The organism is Vibrio sp. C8 (genome assembly GCF_054051265.1).
Window position 1 is genome coordinate 110,561 of sequence record NZ_JBPAOE010000001.1, and the last position, 17,180, is coordinate 127,740.

Below are 17,180 nucleotides of genomic sequence, written 5' to 3' on the forward strand. Positions count from 1 at the left end.
GGATTTCACACAATAAAAGTGATTTTGCTCTAGGGAGTTAAATTCTGATTATTGAATTAGATAGAGACTGTGGAAACCTGTGCTCGCAAGCAATATCAACAAAAATGCTACCGCTAACTGACCTTTCTCCGGCTTCTTGGCCGTAATAATATGCCAGCTCCAAAAAACAATACCGGCAATCAGTAAACTGAAACTGATCACCAACGGCATAGTTAATTCCGCTAACTGTTCGCTTTCAAGTGAGTAGGCAAACGGTACGATGCACAACGTCGTTGCCATTGCAGACAAAATTCCCACCACTGGCAAAATTCGATGAAACGCATCTAGTCGGCTACGAGCAATGGACAAAAGCATATTCGCGAATACCGACCCAAGCAGAAATATCATCATGAACAATGATAGAGAAGCACTCCAGCTAGGCGCTTCACTAATCAACACACCAACATATGCCAGTGCTAGGCCATTAACCAGATAAAGAACCCAAAGAGGCCCTTCATTACGAGTTTTGGTCGTTTGCACGCGGGAATAGAAGTAGAAAATGGCAAATACCACCAGAAATGCTTCAATTTTAATCGAAGCGATGGCCAGCCAAAGCACACCTATTGAAGGCAATACCTTATGTAAGCGCCCACGTTGACCAGGACAAATGTCACCTTTGACCAAAATCATCGTCAAAATAATTTGAGCGCCCAAAAGCATAGGAGCAAAAACAGAAAGTAGTGAATAAACCATAATTTCAAATAAGTGAGCCAAGTTTTAATAGAGGGCGATAATAGCAAAGCACGGTTCTCTTTCCTATCTCTCTGGACTTTCCTATCTCTACCAACATAGAAAAATCCCCAACAAAGATGAGGTGATGTTCCGCTAGATACTCCATCTTCAAGCCGCTATAATGCGCACCTCTCAAATACAAGGTCAAAATATGTACAGCGATATCACTCCTATCCATCAACACAAAAAGTACTGGGCTGAATGCTTCGGTACAGCACGCTTTTTACCTACCAGCCGTAAAGAGATGGATGCGCTTGGATGGGATAGCTGTGACATTATCATTGTGACTGGTGACGCTTATGTCGATCACCCAAGTTTTGGTATGGCAATCATCGGTCGTCTGCTAGAAGCACAAGGTTTCCGTGTTGGCATCATTGCTCAGCCAGAATGGCAGAATAAAGACGCGTTTATGGCACTGGGTAAACCGAACTTATTCTTCGGTGTTACAGCAGGCAACATGGACTCGATGATCAACCGCTACACGTCAGACAGAAAATTGCGTCATGATGATGCCTACACTCCGAACAATGAAGGCGGTAAGCGTCCTGATCGTGCAACACTGGTTTACTCTCAGCGTTGTCGTGAAGCTTATAAAGATGTACCAATTGTACTGGGTGGTATTGAAGCAAGCCTGCGTCGTGTCGCTCACTATGATTATTGGTCAGACAAAGTTCGCCGTTCGGTACTGTTTGATGCGAAAGCAGACATTCTGTTATTTGGTAATGCAGAGCGTGCTCTGGTAGAAGTGGCACATCGCTTAGCAGATGGTGAATCCATCAGCGATCTGACTAATGTGCGCGGCACAGCCGTTAACCTAGCGGCAGTACCTGAAGGTTTCAAGGTTATTGATTCATCGAGAATTGATAAACCAAGTACGCCATTTATACCGACCAACCCGTACGAAGTTGAAACACAGTGTGAAACCAAGAAAGAGGAAGAAGAAGCGAAGCCAATTACCGTTCGCCCTTCCCGTCATGATTCAAAAACAACAGCTGTTCGTTTGCCTTCTTACGAGAAACTGATTAATGACCGTATTCTTTATGCTCATGCAAGCCGCGTACTGCATTTAGAGACAAACCCATATTCCGGCCGAGCCCTGATTCAAAGCCACGGCAATCGTGAGCTTTGGGTTAACCAAGCACCAATCCCATTATCTACTGAAGAGATGGATTATGTGTTTGATCTTCCGTATGCACGTGTACCGCATCCTAAATACGGCAAAGATAAGATCCCTGCGTATGACATGATTAAAACGTCAGTCAACATTATGCGTGGGTGTTTTGGCGGCTGTTCTTTCTGTTCTATTACCGAACACGAAGGTCGAATCATTCAGAACCGTTCGAAAGAATCGATCATCAACGAACTCAAAGAGATCCGCGATAAAGTACCGGGCTTTACTGGCACTATCTCGGACTTAGGTGGCCCGACAGCAAACATGTACCGTTTAGGTTGTTCTGATCCTAAAGCGGAAGCCAACTGTCGTCGTCCATCCTGTGTCTTCCCTGGTATCTGTCATAAACTCAATACCGACCACAAGCACACCATCGATTTATATCGTGAAGCGCGTAAAGTCGAAGGCATCAAGAAAGTGATGATTGCGTCTGGTGTTCGCTACGACTTAGCCATTGAGTCACCAGAATATGTGAAAGAGCTTGTGACTCACCACGTAGGCGGCTATCTGAAAATTGCTCCAGAGCATACAGAAAAGAGCCCGCTTGATCTGATGATGAAACCAGGTATGGGCACATTCGACCGTTTCAAAGAGATGTTTGATAAATTCAGCGCGGAAGCTGGTAAGAAACAATATCTGATTCCTTACTTTATTTCTGCACACCCAGGTACAGAAGATGAGGATATGGTCAACTTGGCGCTATGGCTGAAGAGCCATAATTACGAATGTGACCAAGTACAAAACTTCTACCCATCACCAATGTGTAATGCAACGGCGATGTATCACTCTGAAGTGAACCCTTTAAAACGTGTGAAATACAAAAAACGTGAAGATGTCACTGTACCAAAAGGCGACCGTCAAAGACGTTTGCACAAAGCGCTTCTTCGCTATCACGACCCTTTAAACTGGCCTATGATCCGCGAAGCTCTAATCAACATGGGCAAGAAGCATTTGATTGGTGACAAGCCAAACTGTTTAGTCCCTGCTGAAGATGGCGACAAACTCACGCCAGCACAACGCCGTAAGTCAGGTCGTCACGGTTCAAACCGATTTGCCACTAAGCATACTAAGTCACAACCGGGATTTGATGCACTTCGTGGTGAGAATAGTCGTGGTGAAAATGGCCGTAAAGAGAACAATCGTGGCGATAATCCACGTGGAAACAAAGCATCGGGCAACAACAAATCAGGTGCAAAAGGTTCCTACGGTAATTCACAAGGCAGCAGTCGTCCGCAAGGAAATGGTCGCCCACAAAGCAGCAACGCTCGACCAAATTCGAACAAAGGAAAAGGGCAAAATCGATCTTCTCAACGCACACAATAAAGCGTTGATTAATAGCAAAGCATAAAAAAGCGCAGCTCTCAGGCTGCGCTTTTTAGTCAATCATCTGTTGGTTTTTATAAGCATAAACTAACGCGAATTACGCGTACTGCTCTTCAAACTCTTTCATAAACGAAACAAGTGCTTGAACACCTTCAAGCGTCATTGCGTTATAGATTGATGCACGCATACCACCGACAACACGGTGACCTTTCAGTGAAGTTAAACCACGCGCTTCAGCCAATTCAAGGAAAGTACCGTCTAGTTCAGGCTTCGCTAACTGGAATGGTACATTCATTAGAGAACGGTTGTTTGGGTGAACACCGTTGCGGTAGAAGTCAGATGAATCAACATAGTCATAAAGCAGTGCTGCTTTTTCACGGTTGATTTTCTCAATCGATTTCACGCCGCCCTGTTCTTTTAACCACTTGAATACCAAACCTGATAAATACCAAGCGTAAGTTGGTGGCGTGTTGAACATTGAATCTTGTTCCGCCAACAGTTTGTAGTTCAAGATGCCAGGAACAAGGTCACATGCTAGATCTAGCAAATCATCGCGTACAATCGCGATACAAATACCCGCAGGGCCAATGTTTTTCTGCGCACCCGCGTAGATAACACCGTATTTCGATACATCAATTTCACGAGAAAGAATCGTTGAAGACATGTCAGCAACAATTGGTTTATCCGTTACTGGTAAATCATTAATCTCGATACCGTCGATGGTTTCGTTTGGACAGAAGTGAACATATGCCGCCTCTGGATCAATTTTCCACTCACTTGCTGGCAAAATAGCAATTTTGCCGTCTTTTTCTACTTTCGCGTCAAAAACATCCGTTTCGCAATATTTTTTCGCTTCTTTAACTGCGCTTTCTGCCCAGTATCCACCATCAATATAGGTTGCTTTCTTCGCATCACCCATTAGGTTTAGAGGCACAGCGGCAAATTGTGCACGTGCGCCACCTTGGCAAAATAGTACTTTATAGTTGTCTGGGATATTTAGAAGATCGCGCAAATCCTGCTCTGCTTCTTCTGCCACCTTAATGAAAGGTTTGCTGCGGTGGCTAATTTCCATAACCGAAACGCCCATGCCGTTCCAATTAACAAACTCAGCCTGTGCTTTTTCCATCACGGCTTTTGGTAACGCTGCTGGACCAGCACTAAAGTTATAAACAGTGTCCGTTTTCGGCTCCATGTGTTCCTTGCTCCTGCTATCGATGATGAATGTGATTAATACCACTTTTTTCATCGGATAAAAAGCAAGAAAAGAGGTCTTTCGACCTCTTTCCCTTAACTAATCTAAATTTCAAAGACTTTAACTTACCATAGCGAATTAACGCGCCATCATTCCATACATAAATAGAGCAAAAAGTGGTACCTTCTGACCATTAGAGAAAACAACATTGCCCTCTTTGATGTCTGCTTTTAATTGATAACCTTTGTCGTCTTGCGTCATCATCTCCATCATAAGTAGCTCATCCACGCCCTGTTGAATCGTTGGATAATCTTCAACCAGTTTATTTGATAAAAACGCTTCAAGATCACCCGTTAACGCAGACATAATAACACTCGGGTCTTTCTGAACATCATTGGTGCCTTCAGGAATGTTAAGCGTCATTTTTGATGAAAACTCTCCCTCGCCAAGATTAAGAGCAAAAGGTTTGATGCTGACAAAGAAGCCTTTAGAAAATAGTGAATCAACGTATGGCATCGCTTTTTCAAGATCTTCAGCTTCTAAATAGGGATTACTTTGATAGATGTTTGACAATGCAAGGAAAGCATCACTATCTGCATCACCTAAAGTGAAGCCGAGCTCAACATTGTTCACTTCACCGCCATCAACCATAACTTTACCGACGTTCATTTTGTGGTTGCTAGTAAAACGTGATTTTTCAGTGTTGAATTTAGACTCAAACTGATAAGAAGTATTGTCAGCAGCAAACAACGTCGAACCTAGACCATCGTCAACGGTTAAACTTCCAAGAGTGACGTTTTGCTTACCAATCCAAAATCCTGAATCTTGTTTACCATTGCCTTGGCCTGACAAATCAGAAATTAACATGTTCTCGCCAGTGTCAAAATTCAAAGCGACAGACGGGATGGAAACATTGAAATCCACTTGCCCCAAAGCCGTAACCGTGCCCGTTACTTGAGAAGAAAGAATAGAAATCGCAACAGAATCTGGACCTTCACTTTGATAATGCCAGTTGTCTAATGTGGAAGAGAAACGGGTATTTCCATTCAGTTGCGTAGTACTGTTCACAACCAGCGGCGACTCTGGATAATCAGGGAACGTAGACACAGAAGAAAGACTAGCCAACCCATGTTGAATATCGCTGTCTACGGTCACTTCGGTTGGCAAACCTTCGTGCTCCATTTGCAGTTTAAGAACTGGGTTGGTAACAGCAAAACGTGTTTGCGCATGAGAAGAAAAGTAACCACGGTCATAACTAATCAGTTCTGCAGAGATATCATTATTGCTGATGTGTTTTAAGCCGTCACTAATCACATTCTGACCAATTTGTCCCACAGCTAAAGGCCAACATAACGCCAGCGAGACTGCGCCACCAACTGCACCAATTAATTTTAACTTTTTCATATAAGTAGGTTCCTATCCTGTTTCATGCAGTCTACCGACAAGGCTCTATTAGCTCAAGGCAGCGCTTAGTGAATTGATTGTAAAAGTGTTTGTTCTTCCAGAATTTGAGTCAATAGTTGCTACTGATTTAGCATTCTAAAACCTCGCTCTCAGTTCGTTTTTCGCTCGCTTGCTAGAGTATTACTGTCAGATTTCAATATGATGAGAGCAACGTGAATCAATACGCCCTACTCTGCTTAGATAACAACCCCATTAGTATCGAACAATGGCGACATGAACTGCGCTCGTTCGCCACTAAATTTGACCTACATACCGCCGATTCTTTTGAAGAAGCTCAACAGGCACTGGAGTATCTGGAATCTCAGGATCAGACAGTAGCGTTAGTCATCGCCAGCCATAACGAGAACTTAAACGGCGCAGACTTTTTGATACATCTAGACAGAATGGACAATACCAAGACGGCACGGAAAGTACTGATTAGTTGCGGTCAAGATATTCAGGCAATCGTCAGTGCAGTCAATGAAGGACGCTTGGATTACTGTTTAACTAAGCCTCTGCAAGACAACGTACTCTATAAAACGGTCGTCCAAGAACTCACCACCTACGTGTTAGAAAATGACAAAGAGAACGCACTCCACTACAGCAGTGTTCTTGATCAGCAAAGGCTGCTGCGTTCGCATATCGACAACAAAATGCACTCTTACCGACAAGGTTTTATCTCTGAGTACCATCAGTTAACCGACGTAGAACTCGCTGACCAGGTGATTGGCGCATTATATCAATTTTTTGATAAGCAAGATGACACTAAGGCTTGTCGGACATATTCCGCAGAGCACCTGTTAACTGTCGAAGGTCAGGAAAACCGCTTTTTATGGTTTATCACTGAAGGCGAAGTTGCTCTTTACAAAAAGGATAAACATGGACAGCAACGCGAGGTCGTAAGACATCAAAAAGGGAATATCGTTGGCGGGATGTCATTTGTGACTGGTGAAAACTCCTTCTCTACCGCAATTACTTTGACTAAAACCGAGGTGATTAAACTAGACAGAGATGTGTTCGCCAAAGTGATGCACACCAACACCAGCTTGTTGCCGCTTTTTACCAACCTATTATTGCGTCACTTCAATCGGCGACTACAAAGAAGCATCAACACTAAAATACAGTTACAAGAAACTCTTGAATCACTGGAATCTGCGCATCAACAGTTAATTGAAGGTGAAAAAATGGCAATGCTTGGGCAGTTGGTCGCTGGAGTTGCTCATGAACTTAATAATCCAGTGTCAGCAATTTTGCGCGGTACCGACACTCTTTCCAATAATATTGAAAATATTGTCGAGTCATACGCTGATTCAGCAACCAATCATCAAGGTTCACAAATGCTCAAAGCAGCTCTGGCGGCAAAACCTATGTCGACCTCAGAAGAACGTGAACTCGCAAAACTGCTGGAAAATCAAATACACAATCGTCTTCTCGCTAAGAAGATGGTCAAACTCGGCCTTAATAATAACGAAGAGTCCATCAAACAAGCCAAATCAAATCCGGATGCCATGTTGATGAACCTAGAGTCATTGGAACGTTACCATCTGACTGGCAGTACTCTGCGTTCCATTAAGGTGTGCGCGAAAAGAATTACCGATATGGTTAAGAGCCTAAAAGGCTACGCACGAGCCGATGATGAAACCTTCCATGTGGTCGATATCCATGAAGGTATCGAGGATACACTGGTCATTTTTGAGAACCGCTTGAAACTTCATAAATTAGTTAAAGAGTATTCATCTATCCCGCCCGTGCGCTGCCTACCGATTGCACTTCAACAAGTGTGGACGAACTTAATTTCCAATGCGATAGACGCATTCCCAGACAAAGGTGTGTTAGAAATACATTCTTATTTGGGAGAGAAAGACGGGCAAACCTATGCCGTTGTTAGCTTCAAAGATAACGGTCATGGAATTTCAGACGAGACCAAAGAAAAGATTTTCGAACTCAATTACACAACGAAACGTGAAGGTAATTTTGGTTTAGGTATTGGGCTTTCTATTTGCCAGCAAATTATGCATCAGCATGATGGCTGGATTGACGTCGAGTCTAAGCTCGGCGAATACACAAACATGCGAGTATGGCTTCCTTTACTCCTCGCCAGCACTGATTAATAAGGAAAATAACATGAACAAATTCATGATTTTATGTGTCGATGATGAACGAGAAGTACTTGATAGCGTCTTGCAGGATATTGATTGCTTTGAAGAAAGCTTCATTGTTGAAGCAGCACAATCTGTTAGCGAAGCCAAGTCAGTAATTGAGGACTACCGCGAGCAAGAAGTCGCATTGGCACTCATCCTATGTGACCACATCATGCCGGAACAGACTGGAATTAGCTTTTTAATTGAACTGAATGATGAACCAGATACGGCAAAAACTCGTAAAGTTTTGTTAACTGGGCAAGCCGGACTCAATGACACCGTTGAAGCGGTCAACCATGCAAGCCTAGACTTTTTTATTGCTAAACCTTGGATGGGTGAACAACTTAGACAAGTGGTTAAAGAGCAACTCACCCACTATATGATTGAAAATGAAAAAGAACTTATGCCTTGGGTGAAGATTCTGGATACCGAAAAAATACTCAACGCTATCGCAGAGAAGCGTATGGATTTTGGAGAGTAACCTCCTTCCACAAACTGGCATTTAAATTGCTAGATAGCTAAAAACGACAAAACTATGACATTTTTGATGGTTTCTCTATACATCAATGCTTTATGATGTCAAAAGAGTTGAAGTTGGATTCAGGAGCAAGTGGGAATCCTTCTTTAAAACCATGGAATTAACGATAAAAAAATAGGTTTACCGTAACTATGCGTAAAACAATCATTGCAGCAGCACTACTAATTGCTTCGGGACAAAGCTTAGCCGAAGTTGACCGTAACAGCCCATCAATTATGAGCAACTTTAGTTATGACTATGCGGAAGCTCGAATTGGTGCGAGCCCAATGACTTTTGGTGCTGGTATCAGCAAATCAATTCACCCAAATGCTCACATAGTTGGCCGAATCGATTCTGAACTTGATAGCGATTACGCTGCAGCTGCCGGTTTCGGCTTCCACGCTCCAGTAAATAACTGGGCTGATTTCACTGGTGAAATGTTACTGCGCCTAGAAGATAAAAAAGACGGTTCAAGTGCTGATACTGGTATGGAACTAAACTTGGGTATTCGCCAATGGTTAGGTCCACAACTTGAAGTGGGTGGCAAAGGCGGTTACGTTTCAATTGATGACAACGATGACTGGATCGCTTCTTTCTACGCACGATTCCACTCAACAGAATTGTTCTCAATTGGTGCCGAAGCTCGTTTCAACGACTCTTACGGTGACCAAATTATGTTTACTACTCGCTTCAAGCTTTAATTTGAATCTAGCAGTTCATAAAAAAGAAAAGCCGAAGTTTGACACTTCGGCTTTTTAATTGAATTAACGCTGGCAACTCTCTAACAACTGACGTTTACGAGGCTCTTGCAATAGTTTCCAATGAATACCTTCTATCGCCCCAGCAAATTTCCACAACAGTTTAATATCAACGTCATTACCATAAGTCTGACAAACTTTATTAAACACCGTTGGAGCACCTAGCTTTATAAATGTATCCACATCATCTACACCGGACTTTTTAACCATTCTCTCCAATGTGAGCTGCATGTTGGGCAAATCGCGCAGACGACGGTTCAACGACGACTTTTGCACAACACGTTGAGAAACTGCGTTTTTAATTGACGTGCCAACAATGGCATCTAATTCATGATAATTACTCGAGTAAAGGTCTGTGATGTCATAGTAGTTAACTGTCGCTACCGTTTGTTTCTTCACATGACGGTACTTTTCACAACCTAACGCGGTTAACTGATCGTCTAACTCCTCTCCACCGCGGATATATATGCAATCGTTCGTTAACAACGCATACATAGCCTCTTCCTGGAATAAACCTATACCACCAAACATTGAACGCTGTTGGCTTTCACCAAACTTATTTACATAGTCGAAAAATGTTCGCTCTACCATAGTCATTGACCCTTTAATCAAATTCCCCGATTAAGAAAGATCACCAGATAGCAGTACAATTTAGCGAATAAAATTAATAGTTTAATTATTAGCATCTCATAACTATGAGGATACCTACTTTGTTATGGGACTATGATAGTTAACGAAGCGAATTAAGTCAGGACATATCTCACACTCAACTACTTTTTATTTATTAGAAATGAGATTCGACTCGCATTGGTACGTTTTTAAGTATTTAAGATTTAAAAATTCCTTCCACATTCCGATTTTTGACTTGCAATAGAATAAATTAGCGGCACTGAGAGGGAATCGGTTGCTTATACACATTAGCGAAAGTTAAAATATGCCGACTTCTGCCTACTAATAATTTTTATGAATCACTTATCTTTTTACTGGCTTCCAGATAACAAACAACTTCTGATCAAGGGTGTCGAGAGCGAGTTTGCAAAACTTGTAGAAACCTCGGTCAGCACAGGGAGAATTACGCTCCCTCCAATACCAGATGTGGTATTGAAAATACAAAAGATGACGTCACAAGAATCGACAACAATTTCTGATGTAGCGAATTGTCTTGCCGATGATCCCAGTCTTGCCGCCGTCGTGATTCGTATTGCGAATTCCGTCATTTTTAACCGCCGCAATATTACCTGCAATGATTTGATTACCGCCGTTTCACGACTCGGTATTTTGCGCGTCAGAGATATAGTAACTGCTCAAGCAATCGAGCAGTTAAAACACGCCACTAACCTGAGTAAAGAGTGCAACAATATACTTATCCACAGTGCTACCGTTTCTCGTGAGTTGGGCGCAACAATGGTATTGGTAACACAGGCTTTCAAAGAGTTAGATCCTGAGCACTATCATCATCTGGAACAAGAAAAAGCCCTGCTTGTAGGCTTATTAGCTGATATTGGATTATTTTGTTTGGTCAACGAGTACCATCAGTATCTGGAAAATGGTAACTACCTTGACCAAGACATAGCTTTGCAAATTTTTCACTCCCGCTGTTCAGACACCAGTCAATTGGTATTAAAGCATTGGGGTTTCGATGCTGACTTCTTAGACGTATGTTGCAACAAACAAAGTGTAGAAGATTCTTTCGAAGTCAGTTACCTTGATGTAGCACGAATATCAAACCACTTGCTTATGTTTAGAAAACAAGACGATGCCATTGATGACCACGAAGTGGAAATCAACACAACTGGTGCGGAAGTTCTCTTTAACCTAAGCAACCTTAGCGAAATGGAATTTAATTCCAAACTTAGAGCGGTTATAAACGCCAGCGGTTTCTAAACCTTACTTCGAGGAATGTATGCTTTCAGGGATGTTGTTTATCTTTGCCCCACTTGTGGTGGGGTATCTGTTCTCTATTAACAATAAAAATTGGCTAGTAAAACTCAACAGTGCGACTGCGTCGCTTGTTTATGTGATCTTGTTTCTCATGGGCTTAAGTCTTGCTTCGCTTGACAATCTGGGTGACAACTTACAGCTCATCATTAAATATACCGCGGTATTCTTCCTCGTCATTGGTAGCTGCAACCTAGCTGTTTTACCGTTTGTCGATAAGCTTCTGCCATTAGAAACCGATGTCAGCCATACCAAATTACCACTTTCCCGAATGGCTCTGGAATCTGCAAAGCTGATTTTAGTTGTCGGTGGAGGATTAGTCATAGGCATAGTGCTTGGCTTTGATCTGAGTTGGGTAGATACCGCAAGTGAATGGATTTTATTCATTCTGCTGTTCTTTATTGGTATTCAATTAAGAAACAGTGGACTATCGCTAGGTCAAATATTGCTGAATAAACATGGCATGGTTATCGCCAGTGTCATCGTCGTCACTAGCCTCGTCGGCGGCGTAATCGCTTCATTCATTTTGGATATTTCGCTCTACCAAGGACTAGCGATGGCATCAGGTTTTGGCTGGTACTCTTTAGCTGGCATTTTGATGGGTGATGCATTCGGCCCTGTTTTTGGCGGTGCTTCTTTCCTGATTGAATTGCTTCGTGAACTGATCTCTTTGGTTCTTATCCCTATGTTTATTGGCCGTATGCCTTCCACATCGATTGGATATGCGGGAGCAACCGCGATGGACTTTACGCTTCCGGTGATTCAAACTACCGGCGGAGTTCGTTGTGTTCCTGTCGCTATCGTCAGCGGATTTATACTAAGTTTGCTCGTTCCAGTTTTGATGCTATTTTTTGTATCTCTCTCGCACTAATTGCATGATAATTTATGTACATTATGCAACGCTTATAAAAGACGAATTTGTCAGCCCAACATAAAAAGAAATGCCAGCGCGTCAAAACAAGGCCCGCGAGAGCATAATAACAATAGTTAACAAAGGAACAGTTATGAAACGCCTGCTAACCACACTACTTCTTTCCGCCACGTCTTTAAGTGCGGCTGCCGCAGATAATCAGTGCTTTGCTGGTAAGTATGACGCATACATTGATGCTTCATTAGGGTGGTATGAGGATCTTGCACAACTCACTACAGATAGTTACCCAGAGCTGGCTGATGTTAGCCAATGGTTTCTGGAAGGACGTAAACACCACTTCGAACTTAACCGTGCAGCGGTACACTACTACCTCGATCACGATGCATCAAAAGTTGCCACAAGCCAACCTGTTGAAGCTTGGTTAAAACTTGAACAGCATGATGTTAAAGTAATGGCATCACGCAGTGACGAGCTAGGAAAAATCGCAAAAACTACCTTCGATGACCGCCAATCAAAGCCGCACGAGAAAAATTATGAGTTACGTTCCGCATTTGCAGAGCTTTTAAGCCACCCGAAACAAATCGATACTGCGCTTAACCGCTACAACACTGCGATTGCGAAACTAGAAAAAATTGAATGTAATTAAAAATAGATTTTTTAGCACATAATTTTCGTAATTTAGGCTTTCCGAATTAAGACGGGACATTAGTCCCGTTTTCGTTTAGATTGTCCCGCTGCAACCCTAAAACTACAACTATATATAGACGCGACATGGTATCAGAACAAAGAACCGCTGATGCGAATTTCGAATCTCTGCTTCGAATCTTCACCGTACCAGAAGGGCCAGACTCAACGCTGACCAAAATAGAAGAAGAACTCTCACGCAATCTAAACAAGTTTTTGCGAGAGCATATCGTTGCCGAAGAGAAATCTCTCAAGGATATCGAAAAAGATTTTTCCGATGCTCACATTCCTGAGCAACCGGAGTTTGTCTCTGACCACACGCAGCATCTGCTAGACACCCTTGTGTCTCATTCTGTTCATACCGCTTCACCAAGTTTTATTGGTCATATGACGTCGGCTTTACCTTACTTCTTAATGCCGCTGTCGAAAATCATGATCGCCTTAAACCAAAACTTGGTAAAAATTGAAACATCGAAAGCTTTTACGCCCTTAGAGCGTCAAGTTTTAGGTATGTTGCACCGTTTGATTTACAACCGTGATGACAGTTTCTACTCCTCTTGGATGCACAGTGCAGAGCACTCTTTGGGTGCATTTTGCTCTGGCGGAACTATCGCCAACATTACCGCATTATGGGTCGCGCGCAACAAAGCATTAAAAGCGCAAGGTAGCTTTAAAGGCGTAGAAAAAGAAGGCCTGTTCAAAGCCATGAAGCATTATGGTTATGAAGGCTTGGCTGTTCTCGTTTCCGAACGAGGACACTACTCTCTTAAAAAGGCAGCAGATGTTCTCGGTATCGGGCAAGAAGGCTTAGTGTCAGTAAAAACGGCGGATAACAACCGCATCTGCCCTAAAAACTTGCAAGATAAAATTGCCCAGCTTAAACAACAAAACATCAAGCCGTTTGCGGTTATCGGTGTCGCTGGTACGACCGAAACAGGTAATATCGACCCGTTAAGAGAAATTGCAAAAATTTGCCAGGACGAAGGCTGTCACTTCCACATCGATGCAGCGTGGGGCGGCGCCACATTAATGTCGAATAACCATCGTCACCTACTCGATGGTATCGAACTGGCTGATTCGGTTACCATTGACGCCCATAAACAGCTCTACATCCCTATGGGAGCGGGTATGGTGTTGTTTAAAGACCCTGACGCGATGAAGTCGATTGAACACCACGCTCAATATATATTGCGTAAAGGCTCAAAGGATCTCGGCAGTCATACATTAGAAGGTTCTCGCTCTGGTATGGCAATGCTAGTTTATGCAAGCATGCACATTATAAGCCGAGCTGGTTATGAACTTCTGATCGACCAAAGCATCGCTAAAGCACGCTATTTTGCTGATCTAATCAAAGCTCAGCCGGATTTTGAGCTGGTATCAGAACCTGAGCTATGCCTGCTGACCTATCGTTATTTACCAGCACATATTAAACAGGCATTGGAAAAAGCAGATGCCAAGCAGAAGCTTGCTCTTAATGAATTGCTCAATGCGCTAACCAAATTTGTGCAAAAAACTCAACGTGAAACGGGTAAATCATTCGTATCACGTACTCAGTTAAATCCAAAATGTTGGGATCAACTTAATACGATCGTTTTCCGTGTAGTATTAGCAAACCCGTTGACGACTCACGATATTCTACATTCGGTGATCGATGAACAACGTAAAATTGTTCAACAGGCACCTAACTTAATGTGCCAAATTGAACAGATGGCGCAAAGTATCCTAAGCGCGTAAAAGCTTTGAAAGTTACAGTGAAATTGAAAATTACTTTCGATTTGCTGTAACTTTTTCATCATTCACTCGCTAATATTCTCTAATATCGATAAATCGCAGCTAAAAACTGTAGTTTTTTTTTATTTTTAGTTTGAGGCTTGTCATATTCTCATCATCCCGTGGATTTTTCGTTTCGGGATTCCTACAGCTTAGGTTTATACTGACATCATGGCGTTGGTATTAGGAAATTGATTATTTCCTTATTTTTAAATGGTTTATCCATGAAGCCAACAAGTTGTTCTCTATGCCTGCGTGAACACTATGAATACATTAGAAAAAATTCAAAAAAATCTGGAAAATTTTAGCAAGTCAGAGCGCAAAGTCGCTGAAGTTATTATGGCTTCACCACAGACTGCCATTCACTCTAGCATTGCAACATTGGCGAAAATGGCTGATGTGAGTGAACCGACTGTAAACCGTTTTTGTCGTCGCCTAGACACAAAAGGTTTTCCTGATTTCAAACTACATTTAGCGCAAAGCCTTGCTAACGGAACGCCTTACGTCAACCGCAATGTTGAAGAAGACGATGGTCCGGATGCTTATACCCATAAGATTTTCGAATCAACTATGGCGTGTTTAGATGTAGCGAAAAACAGCTTAGAGCCAATGCAAATCAATCGTGCCGTTGACCTTCTGACACAAGCGAAGCGTATTTCGTTTTTCGGATTAGGGGCATCGTCAGCAGTCGCTCGTGATGCGCAAAATAAGTTCATTCGTTTTAATATTCCGATCAGCTGCTTTGAAGACATTGTAATGCAACGTATGAGCTGCATTAACTGCACTGATAATGACGTTATCGTTCTTATCTCGCATACTGGCAGAACAAAGAGCCAAGTTGAAATCGCAAATCTCGCTCGTGAAAACGGCGCGACTGTGATTGCGATTACAGCAAAAGATTCACCTCTTGATAAAGCAGCATCTTTATCTATCTGTTTGGATATTCCAGAAGATACAGATGTGTATATGCCGATGGCGAGCCGCGTTGTTCAGATGACAATCATCGATGTTTTGGCTACAGGCTTTACTTTACGCAGAGGCTCAGGTTTCCGCGAAAACTTGAAGAGAGTAAAAGAAGTACTGAAAGACTCTCGCTATGACAAGTCTTCACAATTCTAAAAAAACGGAGCTTCGGCTCCGTTTTTCTTTCCTTTCATTCGGTTAGCTATTCTGTTTTTGAACCTTCTTCTCGCATAGAATTGTAGAGTAGTTCAACCTTACCACCTATCTGAACCTCTACAGGTTCTTGGCAAACACCACTGCACTCACAAACTTGATTCAAAATATATACTAAGCGCTCTCTGGTCAGTGGGATCGGATTTCCCTTTATCGAATTGGATTTCAGTGCATCTTGAGCCACTTTTTCAAAAGAGGTATTGCATACACCAAAGCTACTCAGTAACGGTAATCCCAGCGTGTCGAGCATATCTTCAACCCAAGCGATTCCGTCTTCTATTTTTGCCTGAGCCTTACCCGTTAGAAGTTCAGCTAAGTGCGTATATCTATGAAGAATGTCATTTCGGCCAGCTAATCGTGCTGCATTGATGTTTTCCAGCATCACATAGGGCGAGAGACGGGCAGTAATTACACTGTGCGGAGCTTCCAACTTGCCACACAGTGCCGACGCTAACCCGTGAGCAGCACCCAACTTAGCATTGGTTGAAGCCATGCCGCCCAACATGGCCGCAAAAGAAAGATCAGCACGAGCAGTCCTATCATCTTGCAAACACGCTGGTAGTACCGCCCGAGAAAGTTTGCGCATCCCCTCTTCACAGACCATATCCGTGAGTGGATTTGGGTCTCCGCAAACATACGACTCCATAAGCTGGGTAAAGGTTTCCATCGCACCGCGTCCTGAAATCATCGGCTCAGTGCCGTAGGTCAACGTCGGATCCACTATCGCAACATCAGGGATCATATCCGGACTGCGCAGGCTCACTTTCACCTTATCCTGACCAGATTTTAAAACGGCTTTACGCGTGACCTCCGAACCAGTGCTTGCGGTTGTGGGAATCGCAATCATAGGCAAAGGTTTAGTTTTTAGAGGGACACAACGCCCAAGGACTTCGACATAGTCATAAACGTTGCCTTGATTGGGAATGATTGCCGCTAGCGCTTTACCCATATCAAGAACACTACCACCACCTATCGCGACAACGAGGTTTGGAGAAAAACGCCGCCCGATGATGGCAGTTTCTTCCACCATGGTGATATTCGGCTCACCGGAAATAGACACATGCTGATATCGGAGCTTTTGTTGATTGAGATAGTCAACAATTGGGCGAGCACGTTCACTCTGTTTACCAGAAACTAATAGAACGCTGTAACCAAACTGTTTAATCAATGAGAGGGAGTTTTCGAGAGCCCCTTCTCCAAAGATAATTCGACTGGAAGTCATGAACTGGAACATAGTGGAACTCCATTCCGCTACAATAAATTGCAACTAGATTGCCCCTATCCCAAACGGCTTTTTTTGACTCAGGGCAATTCGTAAGCAATAACCGTTTTTTTTAACTGAGAATATGCTCCAAATCACGTATGCCCGAATTCAGTAATAAGGTTTCTTTTCAGCTCTTCTTTAACAGAATAATAATTAATCGT

Annotated in this window: 14 protein-coding genes; 9 read left to right on the top strand and 5 right to left on the bottom strand. The window is 42.8% G+C overall.

Annotated features, from left to right (window positions below):
- Window positions 1-48: 48 nt before the first annotated feature.
- On the bottom strand, window positions 49-732 hold the full coding sequence (locus ACRQQK_RS00540; RefSeq protein WP_457509352.1) for a hypothetical protein: 684 nt from the start codon (window positions 730-732) through the stop codon (window positions 49-51).
- Window positions 733-922: 190 nt separating this feature from the next.
- On the opposite strand from ACRQQK_RS00540, the gene ACRQQK_RS00545 reads away from it, so the two are divergent.
- A complete protein-coding gene (locus ACRQQK_RS00545) occupies window positions 923-3,265 on the top strand; it encodes a YgiQ family radical SAM protein (RefSeq protein WP_457509354.1) in 2,343 nt (780 codons plus the stop codon).
- 97 nt (window positions 3,266-3,362) lie between these two features.
- On the opposite strand, the gene serC is transcribed toward ACRQQK_RS00545, so the two are convergent.
- Both serC and ACRQQK_RS00555 read right to left on the bottom strand, forming a co-directional pair.
- A complete protein-coding gene (gene serC / locus ACRQQK_RS00550; protein WP_457509356.1) occupies window positions 3,363-4,457 on the bottom strand; it encodes a 3-phosphoserine/phosphohydroxythreonine transaminase in 1,095 nt (364 codons plus the stop codon).
- Window positions 4,458-4,595: 138 nt separating this feature from the next.
- Entirely contained in the window at window positions 4,596-5,861 is a 1,266-nt protein-coding gene (locus ACRQQK_RS00555; protein ID WP_457509358.1) for a DUF945 family protein, read from the bottom strand.
- A 212-nt stretch (window positions 5,862-6,073) separates the two neighbouring features.
- Here ACRQQK_RS00555 and ACRQQK_RS00560 point away from each other — a divergent pair, with 212 nt between their 5' ends.
- From ACRQQK_RS00560 to ACRQQK_RS00570, 3 genes are all read left to right on the top strand, one after another.
- Window positions 6,074-8,011: an ATP-binding protein gene (locus ACRQQK_RS00560; RefSeq protein ID WP_457509360.1), complete on the top strand. Its 1,938-nt coding sequence runs from the start codon at window positions 6,074-6,076 to the stop codon at window positions 8,009-8,011.
- A gap of 13 nt (window positions 8,012-8,024) precedes the next feature.
- On the top strand, window positions 8,025-8,522 hold the full coding sequence (locus ACRQQK_RS00565) for a response regulator (protein WP_457509362.1): 498 nt from the start codon (window positions 8,025-8,027) through the stop codon (window positions 8,520-8,522).
- Window positions 8,523-8,710: 188 nt separating this feature from the next.
- Window positions 8,711-9,259: a hypothetical protein gene (locus ACRQQK_RS00570; RefSeq protein WP_457509364.1), complete on the top strand. Its 549-nt coding sequence runs from the start codon at window positions 8,711-8,713 to the stop codon at window positions 9,257-9,259.
- A 63-nt stretch (window positions 9,260-9,322) separates the two neighbouring features.
- Here the strand turns inward: ACRQQK_RS00570 and ACRQQK_RS00575 are convergent, their stop codons facing one another.
- Window positions 9,323-9,913, bottom strand: a complete 591-nt coding sequence (locus ACRQQK_RS00575) for a TfoX/Sxy family DNA transformation protein (RefSeq protein ID WP_457509366.1) — start codon at window positions 9,911-9,913, stop codon at window positions 9,323-9,325.
- A gap of 366 nt (window positions 9,914-10,279) precedes the next feature.
- Between ACRQQK_RS00575 and ACRQQK_RS00580 the strand changes: the two genes are divergently transcribed.
- From ACRQQK_RS00580 to ACRQQK_RS00600, 5 genes are all read left to right on the top strand, one after another.
- Complete coding sequence (locus ACRQQK_RS00580) at window positions 10,280-11,200, top strand: HDOD domain-containing protein (RefSeq protein WP_457509368.1); 921 nt, start codon at window positions 10,280-10,282, stop codon at window positions 11,198-11,200.
- 19 nt (window positions 11,201-11,219) lie between these two features.
- Window positions 11,220-12,125 (top strand): lysine exporter LysO family protein, encoded by a 906-nt coding sequence (locus ACRQQK_RS00585; protein WP_457509369.1) that lies wholly within the window; start codon window positions 11,220-11,222, stop codon window positions 12,123-12,125.
- 133 nt (window positions 12,126-12,258) lie between these two features.
- Window positions 12,259-12,771 carry a hypothetical protein gene (locus ACRQQK_RS00590; RefSeq protein ID WP_457509371.1) on the top strand — a complete coding sequence of 171 codons (513 nt, stop codon included), beginning with the start codon at window positions 12,259-12,261 and terminating at the stop codon, window positions 12,769-12,771.
- Between the two features lie 125 nt (window positions 12,772-12,896).
- Complete coding sequence (gene panP, locus ACRQQK_RS00595; protein WP_457509373.1) at window positions 12,897-14,543, top strand: pyridoxal-dependent aspartate 1-decarboxylase PanP; 1,647 nt, start codon at window positions 12,897-12,899, stop codon at window positions 14,541-14,543.
- Between the two features lie 300 nt (window positions 14,544-14,843).
- Window positions 14,844-15,698 (top strand): MurR/RpiR family transcriptional regulator, encoded by an 855-nt coding sequence (locus ACRQQK_RS00600; protein WP_042488260.1) that lies wholly within the window; start codon window positions 14,844-14,846, stop codon window positions 15,696-15,698.
- A 46-nt stretch (window positions 15,699-15,744) separates the two neighbouring features.
- Here ACRQQK_RS00600 and ACRQQK_RS00605 read toward each other — a convergent pair whose 3' ends face one another.
- Entirely contained in the window at window positions 15,745-16,989 is a 1,245-nt protein-coding gene (locus tag ACRQQK_RS00605; RefSeq protein ID WP_457509375.1) for an iron-containing alcohol dehydrogenase, read from the bottom strand.
- Between the last annotated feature and the right edge of the window lie 191 nt (window positions 16,990-17,180).